Genomic DNA, 19023 nt, shown 5'->3' on the forward strand with positions numbered 1-19023 from the left:
GTATTCCTCGGCCTCAGAAGGCATAGGTCAGGCGGGTGTAGTAGTACCCGCCGGTAAAACCGTAGGGCGAATAGGTGCCGTAGCTGCTGAGCATGGTGCTGCTGGGCACGCCTTGTTTCTTGGGGTAGATGTCGAACAGGTTCTTGGCGCCGACGGCCACATTGAGGTCTTTGGTGAGGTCGTAGCCAAGATCGAGGTCGGTGATCCACTTGGCGCTGTAGACCCGGTCGAGGCTGCGGTCGGCAGAGGCGTTGACCTCCTTGTACGAGCCATAGCGGGTCAGGGCCAGGTTGAGGTTGAAGCGGTCGATGCGCCAGTCACCGCCGAGGATCAGCTTGGTGCTCGGTTGCACGCCGGTGATCAGGTTGCGCGCCTGGCGGTCCATCAGGTCGTAGGCGGTGCCGAGGATCGTGGTGGACGCTTTGTAGTTGAGGATTTTGGTCTGGTTCCAGTTGAACGCCGCGGTCCACTTCAGCGCGCCGTATTGGCCCAGGTCCTGGCTGTAGTTGCCGACCACATCGAGACCTTTGGTGCGGGTGTCGGCGCCGTTGATAAAGTACTGGCCGCCGGAGGTGGAGGTGATGCCGTTGCCTTGCAGCACCTGGGTGATTTCGGGGCCGAGCAAGGTGCCGGTCAGGGTGATGCGGTCACGCAGGTTGATCACGTAGGCATCGGCGGTGAAGTTCAGGCGGTCGGTGGGCGTGAGGGTCAAACCCAGGCTGAAGTTGGTCGAGCGCTCGGGCTTGAGTTCCTCGGCGCCCAGCGCTTTGGCGGCCGCCGAACCCACCGGCAGCACCCCGTAGTTGATCGACTGATACACCCCGTTCACCACGCCATAGGTGGTGGAGCGCGCACTGAACAGGCTGTTGGCCAGGGACGGCGCACGGAAGCCATTGCTGACGGTAGCGCGCACGGCAAATTGCGGGGTGAAGTCGTAGCGGGTGGTCAGCTTGCCGCTGCGGGTGGCGCCGACGCCCTGGTTGTAGTGTTCGTAGCGAAACGCGGTGCCCACGTACCAGTCCGGCAGCGGGTTGAAGCCCACATCCACGTAACTGGCCAGGCTGTTGCGCGAGGCGCTGCTCTCTTCTTCCGGCGAAATGCCGTTGGTGACCTGGGCCCCGGACGACGCGCAATTGCCCGGCGCCACGCAGTAGCCGCCATCGGCATAGGACGCGTAGTCACCGGCCTGCACCTCATAGGTATCCCGCCGATGCTCAAAGCCGTAGCTCAGGTCCAACGGCTTTTGCAGGCCCACATCGAAGCCGCGCTTGAAGTCGAGGTTGGTGGTCAGCTCGGTGCTGATCCAGGTGCCGGAGGTAAAGCTGTTCGGCGTGGCCTCGCCCAGGGACGGGTTTTGGTTATGCGTAGTGCCCTGCTCCGCTTCGTTGCGCCCGTAGGTGGTGGACAAATCCCAGTCCCACGCCCCGACCGTGCCCTTGCCGCCGAACGCGGCCTGGAAATCGTCCTCGTCGATGTACCAGGTCGGCGTATAGCCGCCGGGGTAGCCATTAGGACCGGTGGTGATAGTGTTGGTGATGGTCGGCAGGCGGAAATTCTGGCCCTGCTCGGCCTTGCGTCGGGAGTAAGTGGTGAAGGAGTACAGGCTGAAGCTGTCGTCGATGGGCAGCTCGGCGTTGTAGCCCAGGGTCAGCAGGTTGGTCTTGGGCGTGCCGTAGCCGCCATAGGTGGCACGGCCGGCCTGTTCATAGGCTTGGGCGTAGGTGTAGCCGTTGGCACTGGCCTTGTTGTCATCGTTCTGGCTGCGCGCATCCAGCGCCAGTTGCACGATGCCGCCGTTGCCGATCTCGAAGCCCTTGTTGAGGCTTTGTTGCACGGTCTGCTTTTTGCCGTCATAGCCCAGGCCGGCGTTGGTCACCGAAGTGCCGCTGGTGTCGGCCTTGAGGATCACGTTGATCACACCGGCGATGGCGTCGGAACCATATTGCGCGGCGGCGCCGTCGCGTAGCACTTCCACATGGTCAATGGCGCTGATGGGGATCAGGTCCAGGTCGGCCGGCGCCGCACCGGTGTTGATACCGTTAATGTTCAAGGTGGCAGCGGTGTGGCGGCGCTTGCCGTTGACCAGCACCAGCACCTCGGCGGCGCTCAAGCCGCGCAGGTTGGGCGCCCGGGCAATGCCGCTGGCGTCCCAACCGGTCTTTTCCGGCAGGGTCAGCGACGGGATCACCGCGCTCAAGGCTTCCATCAAACCGGGCTTGCCGGTGCTTTGCAATTGCCGGACGCTGACCACATCGATCGGTACCGGGCTGCTGGTGACGGTACGTTGTTCGGCGCCTCGGTTACCGGTGACGACGACGGTGGACAGCGTGCTGTCGTCCTGGGCCTGCGCGGTGTTCGCCAGGATCGCCAGTGCCAATACGGTGGTGGGTTGCAAGACTTGCTTCATAGCTACTCCCAGCATTGCAAATCGCGAAGTCGGGCAGGCACACGGGCGTGCGCGGTGCTCGGTTTTTTTCAGGGGTGTTGCGGCGATTTGGCGCTAGGTGTGGCGTGGGGGTTGAATCGGCAACATACGTTGAGCTCCCTTCCAACGATTCTGCCGCGGGGATGATCACCCGGTTATGGCGCGCAGAATCTTGATTACGCTGGGTACCATCCGAGGTCAGGGGTAGGCTGTTGCGATCAAACATAACGGAATGGGTTTTGAAAATATAATGCTGTTTTGGTATAAGCTAATATTCTCTACTTTTATTATTTTATTGATATAAATAATATATTTTGATATTGGCCTTTAGCTTAGACGGAGGCCTACCTGATCTGTGCAGATCAACGTGTGGGAGGGGGCTTGCTCCCAATGGCAGTGGGTCAGTCATAGATGCATCACTGACAACTCCCTCATCGGGAGCAAGCCCCCTCTCACATTTTTAACCGCGTTCCTTCAGTATTTCGCCGGGCGTAAAAGCTGCATCTGAGGATCGCCCGGGCAACCATCAGGATCAACGCCAAGCAGCAGCCGCTCCCACCTCTCATACAGCCGGGTGGGTCTTATCCAATGCCCTGTCCACCAACAGTTGCACGCCTTCAAGCATTCGACACATGCCCAGTGCGACATTGCGTTGGGCACCGTCGATTTCAAAGGCCAGATGGGTGGCGATGTTGCTGATAGAGGCCAAGTCCTGGGTGGCATTGACCAGTAAGGTTTCCGTGTCCAGATCGGCGCGTACGGTGAAGAGCCCGTCACGGGTGCTAGCGTTTGGAGAGCTTGGGGGGGGTTGGGCTGTCTTTGATCATGGTGTAACTCCTGATAGTGGAGCCGCCATCACTCGCGGTCAAACGAAGTGGGGTGGCAGCTGTACGCGGGTTGACCGACCGGTACCAGGAACCCGGCATACCCTAAGGTATCCCGCGCACAGCTGCCGCGACACGATACATCAAGCGTAGAAAAAACGCCTGATATAGGTCTGGGTGCTGTAACGCACTGGTAAGGTCGGACGGTCAAATCCGGTCGCTGAATTGGCAGCGACGGCCAGGAGGTTATTCGGCGCAGTTCCGAGCGACAACCTGAAAGCTTTGTCGGAAAAATCCGAGACTCGGAAATGCGGAAGTCCGTTTCGTAGGTGGCTGCGATCTGCTTGCTCTTGCTCCCGCGCTGTTGTTGCTGTTGCTCTGGCTTTTGATCTTGATATCAGGCGCCCCGTAAGGGCGTAACCCTAAGTGGCCGTTACCGCAGAAATGGTTATGTACTCGATCTGATCCAACATCCAGGTCGGCTGTCAGGCCGTCACGGGAGCAAGCTCCCTCGCCACAGGTACAGTGTTCTCCCGCTCTATCGCTTAACTGACTGGCATCAGGCCCCCCGCCCACCTTTCCAACCGCATTCCTTCAGTTTTTCTCCGGCCGCAACAGCTGCATCTGCTGCCGATAATCATCCGTCACCTGCCTTGCCTGACTGCTGCTGGTGATGACCCTCGGCGTAATCAACACAATCAATTCGGTACGGTCCTTGGACTTACTGGTGCTCCCAAACAACCAGCGCAACCCCGGAATCTTGCCCAGGTACGGCACGGCGCTCACCGTGTCGGCGTTGTCCTGTTTGATCAACCCCCCCAGCAATACCGTCTGCCCGCTCTGCACCGCCACCTGGGTCGACACCGACCGCGTGGAAATACGGGGATTGGCGGGCGTGTCGCCGTTGGTGGACGCCTGGTCCTGGGCATCACTGACCTGCTGCTGAATATCCATGTACACCAGCCCGCCCGGGTTGATACGCGGCACCACATCCAGGATCACCCCGGTCTGCACATATTCGACGCTGCTCAACGTAGTGTCAGAGGTGCCGGTGTTCACCGTGGTCTGGCTGATGGGAATGTTGTCCCCCACCTGAATCTGCGCCGGCTGGTTGTTCATCACCACCAGCGACGGCGCCGACAGCACCTGGGTGCGGCCGTTGGTTTCCAGCGCATGCAATGCCACTTGCAGGTTGGAGCTGACGAAGGAGTAGAACAACGAATCCGCCGCGCCCAACCCGGCGCCGCCACGGCCCAGCGCGCCTTGGCTGCCGGAAGCGTTGGCCACGGTGGTGCTGGTGGAATTGCCCGCCAGGCGGCCCAGGTACCACTGCACGCCCAGGTCCAGTTCGCCGGTAAGTTTGACTTCGAGGATGCGAGTTTCGATCTGCACTTGCAGCGGCGGATTATCGAGGCGTTTGATCGCCGATTCGATCTCCTTCCACTGCACCGGGCGGGTGCGCACCAGCAGTTGGTTACTGCTTTTTTGCGCGGTGATGCGAGTGCCGGCGTCGAGGCTTTTGGCCGGGGCGTCGTCGCGGGTGCCCTGCTCGGCGTTGTCCTGCTCGGCTTCGGGCGCTTGCTCCTCATCTTCCGCGGCGGGTTGGTTGCCATTGAGGTTGTTGCTCAGCCCGCCCGGCGTGCTGCCGGACGTGCTGTTGGTGCCGGGCGATGAAAGAGTCGCGGTGCGCAAACCGGGAGCAACCTTGGCCGGGGCATCGTCCTTGATCGCGCCCGTGCCGTAGATCTGCCGCAAGTACTTGGCCAGGTCGCTGGCTTTCATATTGCGCACGTCATAGACGTACATCTGCGGTTCGTTGCCGCCGCCTTCGTCGATGGTGTGGATCCAGTCGCCCACTTCGCTCAGGTATTGCGGTTGCGAGGAGATCGCCACCACCGAGTTGGTACGCTCGATGGGCAGGAAGCGCACCATGCCCGCCGGGGGCATGCCGCTGTCGGGGCCGAACATCTTTTGCAGCTCGGGCATCAGCTCGGCCACCGAGGCGCGTTGCAGGCCGAACACCCCGACGGACATGCCCTTGAGCCAGTCCACATCGAAGGTGTCGATGGTGTCCTGGTAGTTGGCCAGTTCCTCGGGCGTACCGGCCAGGCTCAGCACATTGCGCGCCGGGTCCACCAGCAAAAACGCGTTCTCGCGGGCAAACGGCTTGAGCAGTTTCTGCATCTCGGTAGCGGAGATATAACGCAGCGGAAATAGTCGCGCCGACAGGCCGCTGGAAGGCTGCGACACGCGCATCTCGGGCACCAGTTTGCCCGCCACCGCCTGGTTGGCCGGCAGGATCACATAGCGGTTGCCCTGTTTGATCATGGCGTTGTCGGTCCAGGACAACAGGGTTTCCAGGATCGACAGCGCCTGCTGCTTGTTCACCGGTTTGGAGGTGGAAAAACTCACATTGCCCTTCACGCCCTGGGCGATGCTGTAGTTCTCGTGCAACAGGTCGCCCATCACGCTGTTGATCACCGCCTCGATCGGCTGGTCGGCAAAGTTGAATACGATGTCACCGCCGCCCTCCTCCTTCGCCGCCGACGCCGCCGGCTGGCGCACGAACTGCTGGTTGCCACGAATCAACTGGCGTTGCGGCGGCGTCTTGGCCTGGGGTTGGCCGCCGTTGACCGGCGCTTGTTCACTGGCCGGTTCCACGGGCGGACGTTGCGAACCGGTGCCCTGCATCGCTTCGTGCAACAGGGCCTCGTCCGGGTCGAGGTGGTCGGAGAATGTGCCGCAGCCCGCCAGGGAAACAGCGGTTGCCAGGCAAAGCACGGTGGTGCGCAAGGCGCCAGGGTAGGTATCGATCAAGGGGCGGACTCGTGAGGAAGGGTAATCGGGGGGGTCGTCGACGGCGGCGGTAGACGCAAGGCACGCAGGCTCAGGGTTTGGCTGCGGCCATCGAGCACAAAGCGCGCGTCGCGCGGGGTCAGGTGTTCCAGGCGCCAACCGTTGGGCAGGGTCTGGTTCTGGTGGACTTTCAACGGCGGGCCATCGGCGCGCTTGAGCAGTGCCACGCGCAGGTCGCCGTCCAGCACGATGCCGGTGAGGGTCAGGCTCGACAGGCTGGAGACCGCCGCCTGCCCCACCGTACGATCCGGGCTGCGGTCGCTGCTGAACAGCGGCGCCTGCCAGGTACCGGCCAGGCTGTCGAGGGTGACGTCCGGCGCGGTCAGCACCTTGGCCGCGGTATTGGCATGGGCGGCAGGCTCAGGTTCCGGCAGCCACTGCGGCGCGTCGCCGATGTTGCTCAAGATGCCCAGCATCAGCACGCCCAAGGCGGCGGATACGCCGAGCAAAACCCACTCAATCGGACGCAATGCATTAATCATGGGCCACCTGCCGCGCACCGGCCGGTTGCAGGTAACCGCGCACCAGCAGGTGCACCACCAGTTTGCCGGCGCCGCCGGTGGCGGGCGCGTCCGGGCGGCGGCGGATGCTCATTTCATCGACGAACAGAAACGGGCGCTGGTACTCCAGCTCATGCAGGATCGCGGTCAGGGGTTCGATGGCGCAGTTGAGGGTCAGGCTGACTTTGACCTGTCGATATGGCTCGGCATCGTCCTGCTCCGGGGTGATCGGCATGCGCTGGGTCAGGCTGCAACCGCCACCGAGGCCGGCGCGGCTGTTGATCAGGTCGGCGATGCGTTGCATCAGGTCGGCCGCGACCGCGCTGGGGTCATCGCCTGGCAACAGGCTGGTGCTGCTGGCCGGGTCCTGGCGGGCCTGTTCGAGCTGCTCGCGCAGGCCGTCACGCTGGCGCAATACGCCGGCATAACGTTGTTGCTGCTCGCGCAGTTGTTCGGCCTGCTCGCCCATGGCGCGCAAGGGGCCGGCGAACCAGCTGTCGATCAACAACCAGTACGCGGCACCGAGCACCACGGCCAGGCCGATCAAGGCCGCGCCACGGCGCTCACGGGGTGTCAGTGGTCGGCGCATCGGCGGCCTCCTGGTGCAGGTGGGCGCGCAAGGAGAACTGATCCTTGCCGGTGTGCGCATCGGGTTGGATCACCCCTTCGAACTGGGCGTTTTCCAGGCTGTGGCAGCTCTTGATGCGGGTGATCAACGCACTGGCCTTGGCGCTTTGCCCGGAGAACGACACCTCGGCGCCGTCGTTGACTTCCAACTGGTCGATCCAGGTGTCGGGCGGCAGGCAGGCGGTCAGTTCATTGAGCAATGCCGCCAACGGCGGTTGGGCCATTTTGCGGCGGATCAGGTACTGCGCGGCGCCTCGGGTATTGAGCAGTTGCTGGCGCAGCGCCTGGACTTCGGCGACCTCCGCTTTCTGTTCGCGCACGCTGCGCTGCATGGCGTCGAGCACGCGCTGGCGGTCGTCGAGCCACAGCACCATGGCGGCAATCAGCAAGGCAGCGCACAGCCATGGCAGGCTGCGTTGCAAGCCTTTGCCGGCCGGGCGCTGGCGTGGGCGCAACGGTGCCGGCAACAAGTCGATGCCCATCGGCCTGCCGGCGCCGTCGGCCACATCCACGGCATGCGGTTGCAGGCCGAAAGCGGCGCAGTCGCTGAGGACCTGGTCCAGGCGTTCGCGCAGGATCGCCACCAGCGTCACCTGCAGATGGCTGGCCGTGCGACGCTCCTGGCGCGCGACGAAGTACAGTTGCGCGGCCTCGAACGGGGTGAAACGGTCCAGTTCATAACCGACCACCGTCGACAGGTTGCGCGCCGCGGCCGCGGGCAGTTGCAGGGTTTGCGCCAGCACAGCGTCAGGCGCCAGCAACAGCACCTGGCGCGCCTCGCCGGCAGGTGTTGCCACGGGCGCAGTGATCGGCCACGGGTAAACGTGCTCGGGGATGTCGTGCAAGGACAACCAGCCGGGCAGGCAGCCACGCAGTTCCTTGAGCCACAGGCGCCAGCCCTGTTGCAGCAGGCTGCCGTGCCAGCGCCGCGCAATCGGCTCGGCCAACGCCTCCAGCCGCGCGGTTAAGTGTTCAGTCATTCTTGCCAACGCAATACTCGATAAGGTTGTGCGCTACCTTGCGCGGGGCTCAATAAAACCGTGGCTTGCACTTGGGCGTGATAACCGCCGGGGCGTTGTGCGCGGCTGCTGACCACCAGCACCTCGCCGGGGTCGACGCCCACTGCACTCTGATGCGGCAGGTTGAGTGCGTGGCGCATCAATGGGCTGGCGAAGGCCGGATCGGGCCGGTCGAGGCCGCTCCACAGGCTGATTTGCGGCACCAGTGCGCTGTACAGCGCCTGGGTCATGCCCGGCAACTGTCGCACTTCTTCCACCACCCGAAACGGCGCCAGGCCCTGGTTGCGCCGCACCTCCAGCGCCCTGGCCAGTTGCCTGGCCTGGGCCTGGGTGGCACCGCACGCCAGGGCCAGACGCGCGAAGTCAGCCACTTCGGCGCTGTTGAGGTACAACCCGCCTCGCTCGCTGCGCAGGCTGACGTGCAGTTGCGCGTCGTCAAACACCAACGGGATTTCACGCCCGTCGGCAATCCACTGTTTGCGCTGCTGAGGGTCGAGCAGCCCCTGCAGGGCCAACGCCACGCCCGCCTCGGCGGCCAACATCGCCTGGGTATGCTGGCGATGCCACGCCGCCTGGCGTGTTTCCAGCTGCACCCAACCGGCGAGGCCGCCGAGCAACAGGCTGAGCAAGGCCAGCACCCACAGCACCAATAACAGCGCGACACCGCGTTGATGCTTGATCATTCAGGCGCCCCGCCGGACAGGTTCAGGCGCAAGGCAACCACCTGGGTCACCCAGGGCACCGGCCCGTTTACCCGTGCGTCAATGCGCACCGCAGACGGCAAGCGCTTGGCCCACGGCCACTCACTGATCCAGCCGGTGGCCTGGCCCTTGGGCGACACACCGCGATAACTGAATTGCAGGTCCTCGACGCCCCTGAGCAACACCTGCGGCTCGCTGCGTGACGCCGGCACGCTGACCTGCGCCTTGGACTCAAACTGCGCGAACGCCACCTGCAAATCGCGCGATGCCTCGGTGCCGGTCAACTGCAAGGTGAAGCGCTGGATGCCGCCGCCGAGCACGCCGGGCAAGGTTGCAACGAACTGCATGCGCTGCGGGCCACCGGCGAAAAAACCATCGACCTGGCTGTCGTCCTCGGTCACATCCAGCGGCAACGCCTCACTGATGGCGGTGCGTAAAAACTGCTGCGCGGCGCGCATTTCATCCAGGCTGACCGTGTAGCGCTGGGCCTTGAGCACCGCGCGATTGGCACCGAGCAACGCACTGCCGACCAAGGTCAGCAGCACCCCGAGCAGGCTGAGCACGATCATGATCTCGAGCAAGGTGAACCCCTGCTGGCGCCGCCTCACAAACCGGCCCCGGCGGCGCGCAACTTCAAGGTACTGAACTGCGCCTGGCGCGGGCCTTCACTGACGCTCAGGTCCAGGCGAAACAGATGGGCCTGGCCGACACGAGTGGGCTGTTGAGCAATGCGCAATTGCCAGGCGATGCCATCCAGTTCGCCCTGGCGCGTGCCGTTGGCCAAAGGCCCCGCGCCCTCCTGGTCCATCACGCTCAACGCCGCATGGGTGAGGCGATCGTTATGGGCCACCTGCAGCAGCGAGCGCGCGCTCTGGCCGAACGCGACCAGCAGCACCGTGCTACAGATCGCCATCAACGTCAGCGCGGCGAGCATTTCCAGGAGGGTGAACCCGCGCTGGTGCTTCATGGCAAGGCCCTGGACTGCACGCTGCCGGTCAGCCAGCCAATATCGATGCGCCAGCGCCGGCTGCCATTGGCCAACAACAGGTTGCCGCCGGTGGAGCTGCCATCGGGGTAGAACGCCACCGCCGAACCGGCTTGTTCGGCGGTGTGCAGGGTCACTTGCAGGTCGGCCGGCCAGTGTTTTTTCGGGCGCCCCGGCGCTTGAAAACTCAGCTGTTGCAAATCGAATACGGTGCTTTCGGTGGTACCACTCACAATTGCCCGCGCCCGCGTGCTGCGCAGCGCCTCGACGATCTGCCCGACGGCCTGGCGCTCCTTGGCGGCGCGCAGACCCTGTTGCAGGCCGAAGCCGACCAACCCGGCCGCGATACTGATCAGCACGATCACCACCAGCATTTCCAGCAGGGTAAAGCCGCGTTGAGCGTTAGCCATGGTCGTGGCTTATTCCCAGTTGCCCAGGTCGGCGCTGTAGCCTTCGCCACCGGGTTGGCCGTCCTGGCCGTAGAAGATCAGGTCGAACGCGCCGTGCTCACCGGGGAAGCGATAGCCGAAGGCATGACCGAACGGGTCCTTGAGGTCCGATGGCTTGGCGTACGGCCCGGCCCAGCCGGCGCTGTTGCCGGGCTTGTCGACCAGTTGTTGCAGGGTTTTGGGCGGCGAGCCGACATCAAGTCCGTAGCTTTCGATCTTCATACTCAGGCTGGCCAGTTGCGCCTTGCCTGCGCCGTACTTGCCCTTGTCCACATTGCCGCCGACCTGGCGCACAACGATGGTCGCGACGATGCCCAACAGGACGATCACCGCGAGCATTTCCAGCAGGGTAAAACCGCCCTGGCGGCGGGCGGGCTTGAATCGGGTCTGACGCATCGGTTTGCTTCCTCAAGGGTTCATATATTGCTGGTCAGGCTCATCAGCGGCAGCATGATCGCCAGCATGATCACCGCCACCAGCACCGCCATGACCACGGTCAGGGACGGCACCAGCGCGGCGAGCAGGCGATCGATGCCGCGCTTGGCTTCGACGTCGAACACCTCGGCGACCTTGAGCAGCATGCTGTCCAGTTCACCGGCCTGTTCGCCGACTTCAATCATTTGCAGGGCCAGGTCCGGCAGCAGTGGCTCGCTGCCGAAGGCGCTGGCCAGGGTGCCGCCGCCCTTGACCGCTTCGGCGGCCTGCGCGACCTGCGCTTGCAGGGCGCGGTTGGTGCAGACCTGCCGCGCGATGACCAGCGCTTGCAGCAGGGCCACGCCGTTGCTGAGCAAGGTGCCCAGGGTGCGCGCCAGGCGGGCGGCCTCAACGCGTTGCAACAGCGGGCCGATCACCCGAATGCCCAGCACGCGCCGGTCATAACGTTCACGCCGCCGGGGATCACGCAGGCGCGCGGCGAGGGTCCAGACGGTCACGATCAGCCCGGCCAACACCGCCAGGCCATAAGCACCGAGGAACTGCCCCAGTCCCAGGATCACTTCGGTGATCAGCGGGATCGGCACCCCCAGGTCCTTGAAGATCGGCACGAACTGCGGCACCACGTAGGCCAGCAACAGCGCCAGGGAACCGAGCACGCCCACGACCAGAAACGCCGGGTAGATCAACGCATTGATCACTTCGCCTCTGAGTAGTTGGCTGCGCTCCAGGTAGTCGCTGAGCTGGCGCAGGGTGTTTTCCAGGGCGCCGCCCGCTTCGCCGGCTCGCACCATGCTCAGGTACAGCGGCGAGAATTGGCTGCCCTCCTCTTCCAGCGCCTTGGACAAGGGCTGGCCCGCCTTGACCTGTTCGCGGATGCGCTCGATCAATGCACGGGGCTGCGGCTGGCCGGGCTGTTTGAGCAGGATACCGAGGGAGCGCTCCAACGGTTGGCCGGCCCCCAGCAGGGTCGCCAGTTGCTGAGTGAAGCTGACCAACGCCGCGCCGTTCAACTGGCCGCGCCCAAAGGCCTTGCGCAGCCCCTGGGCGCCAGCCACATCGATGTGCAATAACAACAAACCGCGCTTGTGCAGCGCGGCGACGGCGGCGTCCTGGTCCCTGGCTTCGAGGGTGCCGTTTTGCGGTTGGCCCTGGCTGTCTAGGGCGCGGTACTTGTACAGGCTCATGCGCCCTCACCCCGGGTGACGCGCAGCACTTCTTCGAGCGAGGTAACGCCGGCCACCGCCTGGCGCAGACCCTCTTCATGCAAGGTGCGCAGGCCGCCACGACGGGCGGCCTGTTCGAGTGTGGCGGCATCGGCCTGACGCATCAGCAGGCTACGCAGTTCGTCGTTCATCACCAGCAATTCGGTGATCGCGCTGCGCCCGTGATAACCGCCACCCGGCGCATCCGCGCGCGGGCGGTAGAGCAGGATCGGGCGCTGGTCGGTAAAGCGATCCAGGCCGTGTTCGGCGATCAATTGCGGCGGTGCTTCAAAGGCTTCACGGGTGGCCGGGTCGAGGCGGCGCACCAGGCGCTGGGCGAGGATGCCGTTGACCGTCGAGGCAATCAGGTAGCTTTCCACACCCATGTCCAGCAGGCGCGTGATACTCGCTGCCGCGCTGTTGGTGTGCAGAGTCGAGAGCACCAGGTGCCCGGTCAACGAAGACTGGATAGCGATGCGGCAGGTTTCCAGGTCGCGGATTTCACCGATCATGATCACGTCCGGGTCCTGGCGCACGATGGAACGCAGCGCGCCGGCGAAGTCCAGGCCGATGGCCGGTTTGACCTGGATCTGGTTGATGCCTTCGAGCTGGTATTCCACCGGGTCTTCGACGGTGATGATCTTGCGCTCGGCGGTATTGAGGCGCGACAGCGCGGTGTACAGCGTGGTGGTCTTGCCCGAACCGGTGGGGCCGGTGACCAGCAGGATGCCGTGGGGGCGTTCGAGCACTTCGAGGAAGGTTTCCAGGCGCTGGCCGTCGAAGCCCAGGCTCTGGAAATCGAACTGCACGGTCTGGCGGTCGAGCAAACGCATCACCACCGACTCGCCAAAACTGGTCGGTACCGTGGACACGCGCAGGTCCAGCTCCTTGCCCTGGATGCGCAGCATGATGCGCCCGTCCTGGGGCAAGCGCCGCTCGGCGATGTCCAGCCGCGCCATGATCTTCACCCGCGAAATCACCGCCGCCGACGAACTGGACGGCGGCGCCTCGGCCTCGTGCAGCACGCCGTCGATGCGGTAGCGCACCTTGAGCTGGTTTTCGAAGGGCTCGATATGAATGTCCGAGGCGCGATGTTCCACCGCGCGCTGCAGGATCAGGTTGACCAGGCGAATCACCGGCGCTTCGGAGGCCATGTCCTTGAGGTGTTCGATGTCTTCCAGCGCACCGCCCTGCTCGTCGAGGTTCTCGATCAGGGTGCCCATGGCCGAGCGGCCCTGGCCGTAGTAACGCTCGATCAGGGTTTCGACTTCGTTGCGCGGGCCCACCGCCAGCCACACCGGCACGCCGCAGGCATAGGCCATGGCCTGGAACGGATAGACCAACGCCGGGTTGGCCGCCAGCACGCGCAACCCGCCCTGGCTCCAGCCCACCGGCACCACCTGATAGTGGCGCATGAAACGTTCGGTCAAGGCCGGCAGCGGGTCCAGCAACGGTGGCGCGGCCTCCGCCAATAACAGCGGCGCGTCGAGCAGATCGGCCCAGGCGCGGGCCAGTTCCACTTCGGAGACCAGCCCCAGGCGGGTCAACAGGCCCAGCAATTCGCTGTCGCCCGACTCCTGGGACAAGCGCCGGGCGCGTTCCAGGTCAACGGTTTTCAAGCCGGCGTGTTGCATCAGCCACGCGCAGACCTGTTCGGTGTGCGGGATCTGCAGTTGGCAGGCATCGATGGGTGTTGAGGGGCTTGGCATGGGTGACTATCTAAGGGGGCAATGTTCTAAAGACGGTGGAAAACCCATGGGAGGGGCGGTGCGACGATTCGACTTGCCCCAGATGGCGGTGGATCAGCCATAGATGTATCAACTGAGCCACCGCTATCGGGAGCAAGCCCCCTCCCACAGGGGACCGCGTTTCCCTGTTAGTTCGAGGTCTTCGGCGCAGCCTGACTGCCATTCAACGGCCGGCCGCCCTTGGTGGTTTCAGCCTTCTGTTTTTTCGCGGCCTTGGCATCCTGGGTCTGGGTCAAAACCGTGGAATCGGTGGCGCCGGACTTGGCGTCCGCGTCGGTGGCTTCAGCCGCCATGGCTGCGCCACTCAATGCAACGCCCAGCACAAAACCGGCACCCAACAGGGAAATCTTCATGAACATTCTCCAGATAAAAAACAACGGACCGCTCAAGTAGCGCCCTGAATTCGTTCAAGACCCTACACCAAAGCGATGTGTATGACAGCTTGTATAAAACATGGCCTTTTAGAACTACCGAGCGGGGCCATTCATTTGCCATGCCACCCTGAATTTTCTTAAACCAATCGACCAGTAGGTTTAACTCAAGTTCAAAATCGTAATGAAATATTTCTTATTTCACGCAAAAATTAGCTTTTGTTTGACTTATAACCGCAAGAATTGCCTTAATTATGGCGTTTTCGCGGTTCAAAATGCCATCTCGTGATATCGCCAAGACATCACCCACAAGAATAATTAATACAATTATTAAACTTTTATAACTGCAAAACCCGCCCAGTAATTGCAATTAGCCATCGGTTAAACATTGCGATCAAGGCGAACTATTGCCCACGAAAAAGTGACGAGCGCCGTCCCATTTTTCAACGAAGAGTTGTCGGAGAAACCCATGAGTAAACGCAAGATGATCGGTGCACAGTCGGCATTCGCCCTGCTGGCCCTGGCCGTGGCTCAAGTGCACGCGGCCACCAGCCCTGCGCTGGATGAAGGCCGGGTAAGCCGCGCGGAAAAAGCCGCGGACAAGACCTTGGCGAAGATGACCCTGGAAGAAAAACTCGCCTACATCGGCGGCACCGGTGGTTGGGACGTCAAGCCACTGAGCCAATACGGCATCCCGCAGATCCACGGCGCCGATGGCGGCGTCGGCGTGCGCTACACCAGCGAAGGCAACGAGCAGGGCGTGGTGTACCCGTCGGGCCCGAACCTGGCGGCCAGCTGGAACCCGCGCCGCGCCATCGATCTGGGCCGCGCCCTGGGTTATGACACCGCCAGCGGCGGGTATCAGTTCGTCACCGGCCCCGGCGTGAACCTGTACCGCATGCCGTACAGCGGCCGTGCGTTCGAATACCTGTCCGGTGAAGACCCGTTCCTCGGCGCCAGCCTGGGGCCGGCGGTGATCAATGGTATCCAGTCGCGCGGGGTGTGGGCCAATGCCAAACACTACGCGGCCAACGACCAGGAAAGCAACCGCTTCCACCTCGATGAAAGCATCAGCGAACGGGTGCTGCGCGAAATGACCCTGCCACCGTTCGAGTCCGCCTCGAAGAACAGCAAGGTCGCGATGATGATGTGCGCCTTCCAGAAGGTGAACGGCGAATTCGCCTGCGAAAACTCGCACCTGATCCACGACATCCTGAAGACCGAGTGGGGCTACCCAGGCTTCGTGCAGAGCGACTACAACGCGGTGGTCAACGGCTTGCCGGCGGCACAGGCCGGCACCGACCTGGACATGATGGGCTACCAGATGAACAGCACGGTGCTCAAGCCGTACCTGGACAGCGGCGAGCTGAGCAGCGCGACCCTTGACGACAAGGTGCGCCGCATCCTCAAGCAGATCTACCTGTACAAGTTCGACAGCAAGGCGCCGTTGACCCGCCACAACATGAACAGCGCCACCAGCAACCGCGTGGCCCTGAACGCGGCGCGCGAAGGCATCGTGCTGCTGAAGAACCAGAACAACCTATTGCCGCTTGACGCCAAGCAGGTCAAGACCATCGCGGTGGTCGGCAACCTGGCCAAGTACGCCCCGCCGACCGGTTTCGGCAGCGCGAACGTGATGGCGGCCCAATACATCAGCGAGCTGAGCGGCCTGCAGCAATTGGCGCCGGAGGCCAAGGTCGAGTTTATCGACGGATTGTCCCTGGACCCGGCCACCTCCAGCTGGACCCATGCCGACAGCAATGGCAACCGTGTCAAAGGCTTGAAGACCGAGTTCTTCAGCAACAGCAACTGGTCGGGTGACCCGGCCGCCAGCCGCACCGATAACCATGTCGACCTCGACTGGTCCACCGACAGCCTGCCGGTGAACGGCGACACCGCCGCCACCTCGATCCGCTACAGCGGGCAGATCACCCCGACAGTCAGCGGAGAGCAGGTGTTCAAGGTGCGCGCCGACGGTGCCGTGCGCCTCTACGTCAACGGCCAGAAAGTCCTCGACAACGGCGACGGCAAGCCACTGCCCAACAACAGCATCCCGCCGACCATCCCGGTGTTTGCCAAGGTCAAGCTGGAAGCCGGCAAACCGGTGGATATCAAGCTGGAATACTCGCGCCGCAACGGCTACCTCTCGACCATGGGCGGCCTGGTGGGCGTGCAGATGAGCTGGGCGTCACTGGTTGCGCCGCAGGACCTGGCCAAGTACGACGCCGTGCTGGTGGCCGCGGGCAACAGCAGTGAGTACGAAGGTGAAGGCTTCGACCACAGCTTCGACCTGCCGGAATTCCAGGGCCAGTTGATCCAGAGCATCGCCAAGGTCAACCCCCACACCATCGTCACCCTGCACGGCGGCACCGGGTTGAAGATGAGCGACTGGATCGACCAGGTGCCGGCCGCGCTGCATGCGTTCTACCCAGGGCAGAACGGCGGCCAGGCGTTAGCGGAGATCCTGCTGGGCAAGGTCAACCCGTCGGCCAAGTTGCCGATCAGCATTGAGCGCAACATCGAAGACAACCCGATCTACGCGACCTTCCCGACATTCGACAATCAGGAAACCCTGGCCACGATGAGCTACAAGGACGACCTGTTCCTGGGCTATCGCGGTTACGAGAAAAAAGGCATCAAGCCGCTCTACCCGTTCGGCTACGGCTTGTCGTACACCACCTTCGGCTACAGCAACATCAGTGTGACCCCTGGGGTCGCGGTGGCGGGCGCACCGATCAAGGTGTCGTTCGACCTGGCCAACACCGGCAAGGTGGCGGGCGCCGAAGTCGCCGAACTGTACGTGGGCCAGAACGCGCCGAAAGTCGAGCGCGCGCTCAAGGAACTCAAGGGCTACAAGAAGGTGTTCCTCAAGCCTGGCGAGAGCAAGCGCGTGACCATCGAGCTCAACGATCGCTCGCTGGCCTACTACGACGTCAAGAGCAAGCAATGGGTGGTGGACGCCGACAGCTTCACCCTGTCGGTGGGCGCGTCGTCCCAGGACATTCGCCTGAACGCCAAGCTGGTCAACCCGTTCCGCCAGGAACTGTCGACCACCACCAGCAACCCATTGCCGCGCTCGGCCCTCAATTCGACCCTGCGGGAGTCGACGGTCAAGACCGGCGGCGTACTGCATCAGGATGAAAGTGACAGTGGCACCAGTGACGGTGACGGTTACGACAGCAACCAAGGCAGCGCTACCGGTAACTGATACCGGCGCGGTCCAGTGTGGGAGGGGCGGTGCGACGATTCGACTTGCCCCTCCCACATTTTGATCGCGTTCGGCTCAGGTTCTGATCGCCGCTTCGACCCGCGCAAGGTAGGTATCGAAGCGCGCCACCAGGTCCACCTGTTCCGGAAAACGCAGCCACTGGATCTGCAGGCCATCCATCATGGCCAGGATTTCTTCCACCAGCCCGGCGATGTCCACATCGCCGCGCACCTCCCCCGCCGCGACCAGTTCGGCGAACTGCCCCTGCATGCGTTGGTGAATCGCCGCGTAGCGCGCCTGGAACCAACTCCACGCCGGATGGGTATCCAACAGGCTCTCCGCATTCAAAATACTGAAAGCCCGCACCACACCCGGTGCAGTGGCATTGGAACGATTGATCGCCCGCAGGCTGCCGAGCAAACCGTTGAGGGATTTCTCTGCGCGCACTTCATCGGCAATCCGTTGGTTGACTTCATCGCGGCGCTGCAACACGCCCATCAACAGCGAGATCTTACTGGGGAAATGATGCAGCAACCCAGCCACGGAAATGCCGACGATCCCCGCAACCTGAGCCATTGAAGCGCCGCCGTAGCCTTCCAGGGAAAACACCTGCAAGGCTGCGTCCAGTAGCTCTTCGCGGCGCTTTTCACCCTTTGGGGCGCGGCGGGTCTTGGGGGTGGGCTCAATCATGGAAAAGTCCTTTCAGGCAGGCGTGCACCGTATCCAAATTAACCTTTGGCCGCAAATGGACCCAGCGCCATCGAGATTACATTCGCACATGTTTCCTTTGGAATCTTTCCGCGTTCCGGACGAATCAACAGTCAGAGATCTAACCAACGCATCAAGGAGAAACGCCATGATATCTGTCAGCCCATTCACCAACAGCGCGCCCCTGCCCGTGATCCCATCGGATGAGAACCTTGACAGTGCTGATCGCCCGCAACGCCTGTCCAGAAGTCGCCGCAACGTCGGTGAGCCGGGCAGATACTGGCCACAGCACAGCACCGTCAAACTTCACGTTTTTGACCATGATCTCGACTCCCCCCAGGTGCAGGCGATCACAAAAGCCGCCAGTGAATGGCTGCCCCACATCAACCTGAAATTCGAATTCGTTGCCAGCGCAGATGACGCGGACGTTCTTGTCGACCTGAGTGAAGCCGATGGCCATGGCGCTTCAGCGGTGGGCACCCAGGCGCGCGAAATTATACGAGACTACCGTGATTCGCCAACCATGGTCCTGCCAAGAGACCCTATGACCTCTTCATTTGCATACGTTGTACTGCACGAATTCGGGCATATGCTGGGCGCCCGTCACGCTCATCAACATCCCGACGCGAATATCCCGTGGAACAGAGCCAACCTGGACCAGCAATTCGCCCGGTCCATGTTGGAGCGCAACTTCCTCCCCCTGCCTCGCAGCGATACCTATGACTTTTTGCCTTACGAGCCGGATTCGATCATGCACTATTCCATCGCCCCCTCATGGACCACGGACACTACCTTTCACTCAAGAAACTCAATCCTCAGCGCAGGCGATATCGCCTGGGCGAACAAGGCCTATCCCAAAGCCCCTCCTCAACCTGAGCCCGCGTGAGGCTCAGGCGGTCTCGTGACAAGAAGCCTGCTCATGACTGCGGGAACGGACTCCCGCACATTCCGGCCTGTGTGCCCCA

At 62.9% G+C, this 19023-nt stretch carries 16 protein-coding genes and 1 pseudogene; 2 read left to right on the plus strand and 15 right to left on the minus strand.

What is annotated here, in order from left to right; all coding sequences use genetic code 11:
• Positions 1-13: 13 nt before the first annotated feature.
• The 14 genes and pseudogenes from PSH66_RS19495 to PSH66_RS19560 form a co-directional block, all read right to left on the minus strand.
• Entirely contained in the window at positions 14-2407 is a 2394-nt protein-coding gene (locus tag PSH66_RS19495) for a TonB-dependent siderophore receptor (RefSeq protein WP_141063180.1), read from the minus strand.
• 580 nt (positions 2408-2987) lie between these two features.
• A pseudogene (locus PSH66_RS30230) lies at positions 2988-3252 on the minus strand (DUF6124 family protein).
• A gap of 591 nt (positions 3253-3843) precedes the next feature.
• Positions 3844-6066: a type II secretion system secretin GspD gene (gene gspD, locus PSH66_RS19505; RefSeq protein ID WP_305427478.1), complete on the minus strand. Its 2223-nt coding sequence runs from the start codon at positions 6064-6066 to the stop codon at positions 3844-3846.
• Complete coding sequence (locus PSH66_RS19510) at positions 6063-6587, minus strand: hypothetical protein (protein WP_003174950.1); 525 nt, start codon at positions 6585-6587, stop codon at positions 6063-6065. The genes gspD and PSH66_RS19510 overlap by 4 nt, the downstream gene beginning before the upstream one ends.
• Positions 6580-7194, minus strand: a complete 615-nt coding sequence (gene gspM / locus PSH66_RS19515; RefSeq protein ID WP_003174951.1) for a type II secretion system protein GspM — start codon at positions 7192-7194, stop codon at positions 6580-6582. Before gspM ends, PSH66_RS19510 begins: the two co-directional genes overlap by 8 nt.
• Entirely contained in the window at positions 7169-8212 is a 1044-nt protein-coding gene (locus PSH66_RS19520) for a PilN domain-containing protein (RefSeq protein WP_305427479.1), read from the minus strand. The genes gspM and PSH66_RS19520 overlap by 26 nt, the downstream gene beginning before the upstream one ends.
• The gene (locus PSH66_RS19525; RefSeq protein WP_305427480.1) at positions 8209-8934 is read right to left on the minus strand and encodes a type II secretion system minor pseudopilin GspK; all 726 of its coding nucleotides are present in this window, start codon (positions 8932-8934) and stop codon (positions 8209-8211) included. Before PSH66_RS19525 ends, PSH66_RS19520 begins: the two co-directional genes overlap by 4 nt.
• Positions 8931-9560, minus strand: coding sequence for a prepilin-type N-terminal cleavage/methylation domain-containing protein (locus tag PSH66_RS19530; RefSeq protein WP_141063185.1), 630 nt, complete (start codon positions 9558-9560; stop codon positions 8931-8933). The genes PSH66_RS19525 and PSH66_RS19530 overlap by 4 nt, the downstream gene beginning before the upstream one ends.
• The gene (locus tag PSH66_RS19535) at positions 9557-9919 is read right to left on the minus strand and encodes a prepilin-type N-terminal cleavage/methylation domain-containing protein (protein ID WP_003174955.1); all 363 of its coding nucleotides are present in this window, start codon (positions 9917-9919) and stop codon (positions 9557-9559) included. The genes PSH66_RS19530 and PSH66_RS19535 overlap by 4 nt, the downstream gene beginning before the upstream one ends.
• Complete coding sequence (locus tag PSH66_RS19540) at positions 9916-10347, minus strand: GspH/FimT family pseudopilin (RefSeq protein ID WP_003174956.1); 432 nt, start codon at positions 10345-10347, stop codon at positions 9916-9918. The genes PSH66_RS19535 and PSH66_RS19540 overlap by 4 nt, the downstream gene beginning before the upstream one ends.
• A 9-nt stretch (positions 10348-10356) precedes the next feature.
• Positions 10357-10782 (minus strand): type II secretion system major pseudopilin GspG, encoded by a 426-nt coding sequence (gene gspG, locus PSH66_RS19545; RefSeq protein ID WP_003174957.1) that lies wholly within the window; start codon positions 10780-10782, stop codon positions 10357-10359.
• Positions 10783-10802: 20 nt separating this feature from the next.
• Positions 10803-12005: a type II secretion system inner membrane protein GspF gene (gene gspF / locus PSH66_RS19550; RefSeq protein WP_305427481.1), complete on the minus strand. Its 1203-nt coding sequence runs from the start codon at positions 12003-12005 to the stop codon at positions 10803-10805.
• Positions 12002-13732: a type II secretion system ATPase GspE gene (gene gspE, locus PSH66_RS19555; RefSeq protein WP_305427482.1), complete on the minus strand. Its 1731-nt coding sequence runs from the start codon at positions 13730-13732 to the stop codon at positions 12002-12004. The genes gspF and gspE overlap by 4 nt, the downstream gene beginning before the upstream one ends.
• 167 nt (positions 13733-13899) lie before the next feature.
• A complete protein-coding gene (locus tag PSH66_RS19560; RefSeq protein WP_042944985.1) occupies positions 13900-14124 on the minus strand; it encodes a hypothetical protein in 225 nt (74 codons plus the stop codon).
• Between the two features lie 487 nt (positions 14125-14611).
• On the opposite strand from PSH66_RS19560, the gene PSH66_RS19565 reads away from it, so the two are divergent.
• Positions 14612-17350, plus strand: coding sequence for a glycoside hydrolase family 3 protein (locus PSH66_RS19565; RefSeq protein WP_305427483.1), 2739 nt, complete (start codon positions 14612-14614; stop codon positions 17348-17350).
• A 75-nt stretch (positions 17351-17425) separates the two neighbouring features.
• Here the strand turns inward: PSH66_RS19565 and PSH66_RS19570 are convergent, their stop codons facing one another.
• Positions 17426-18040, minus strand: a complete 615-nt coding sequence (locus PSH66_RS19570; protein WP_003174962.1) for a TetR/AcrR family transcriptional regulator — start codon at positions 18038-18040, stop codon at positions 17426-17428.
• Positions 18041-18206: 166 nt separating this feature from the next.
• Here PSH66_RS19570 and PSH66_RS19575 point away from each other — a divergent pair, with 166 nt between their 5' ends.
• On the plus strand, positions 18207-18944 hold the full coding sequence (locus tag PSH66_RS19575; protein ID WP_305427484.1) for a M12 family metallopeptidase: 738 nt from the start codon (positions 18207-18209) through the stop codon (positions 18942-18944).
• Positions 18945-19023: the final 79 nt, after the last annotated feature.

This window comes from Pseudomonas sp. FP597 (genome assembly GCF_030687435.1).
Classification (GTDB): Bacteria; Pseudomonadota; Gammaproteobacteria; order Pseudomonadales; family Pseudomonadaceae; genus Aquipseudomonas; species Aquipseudomonas lactucae.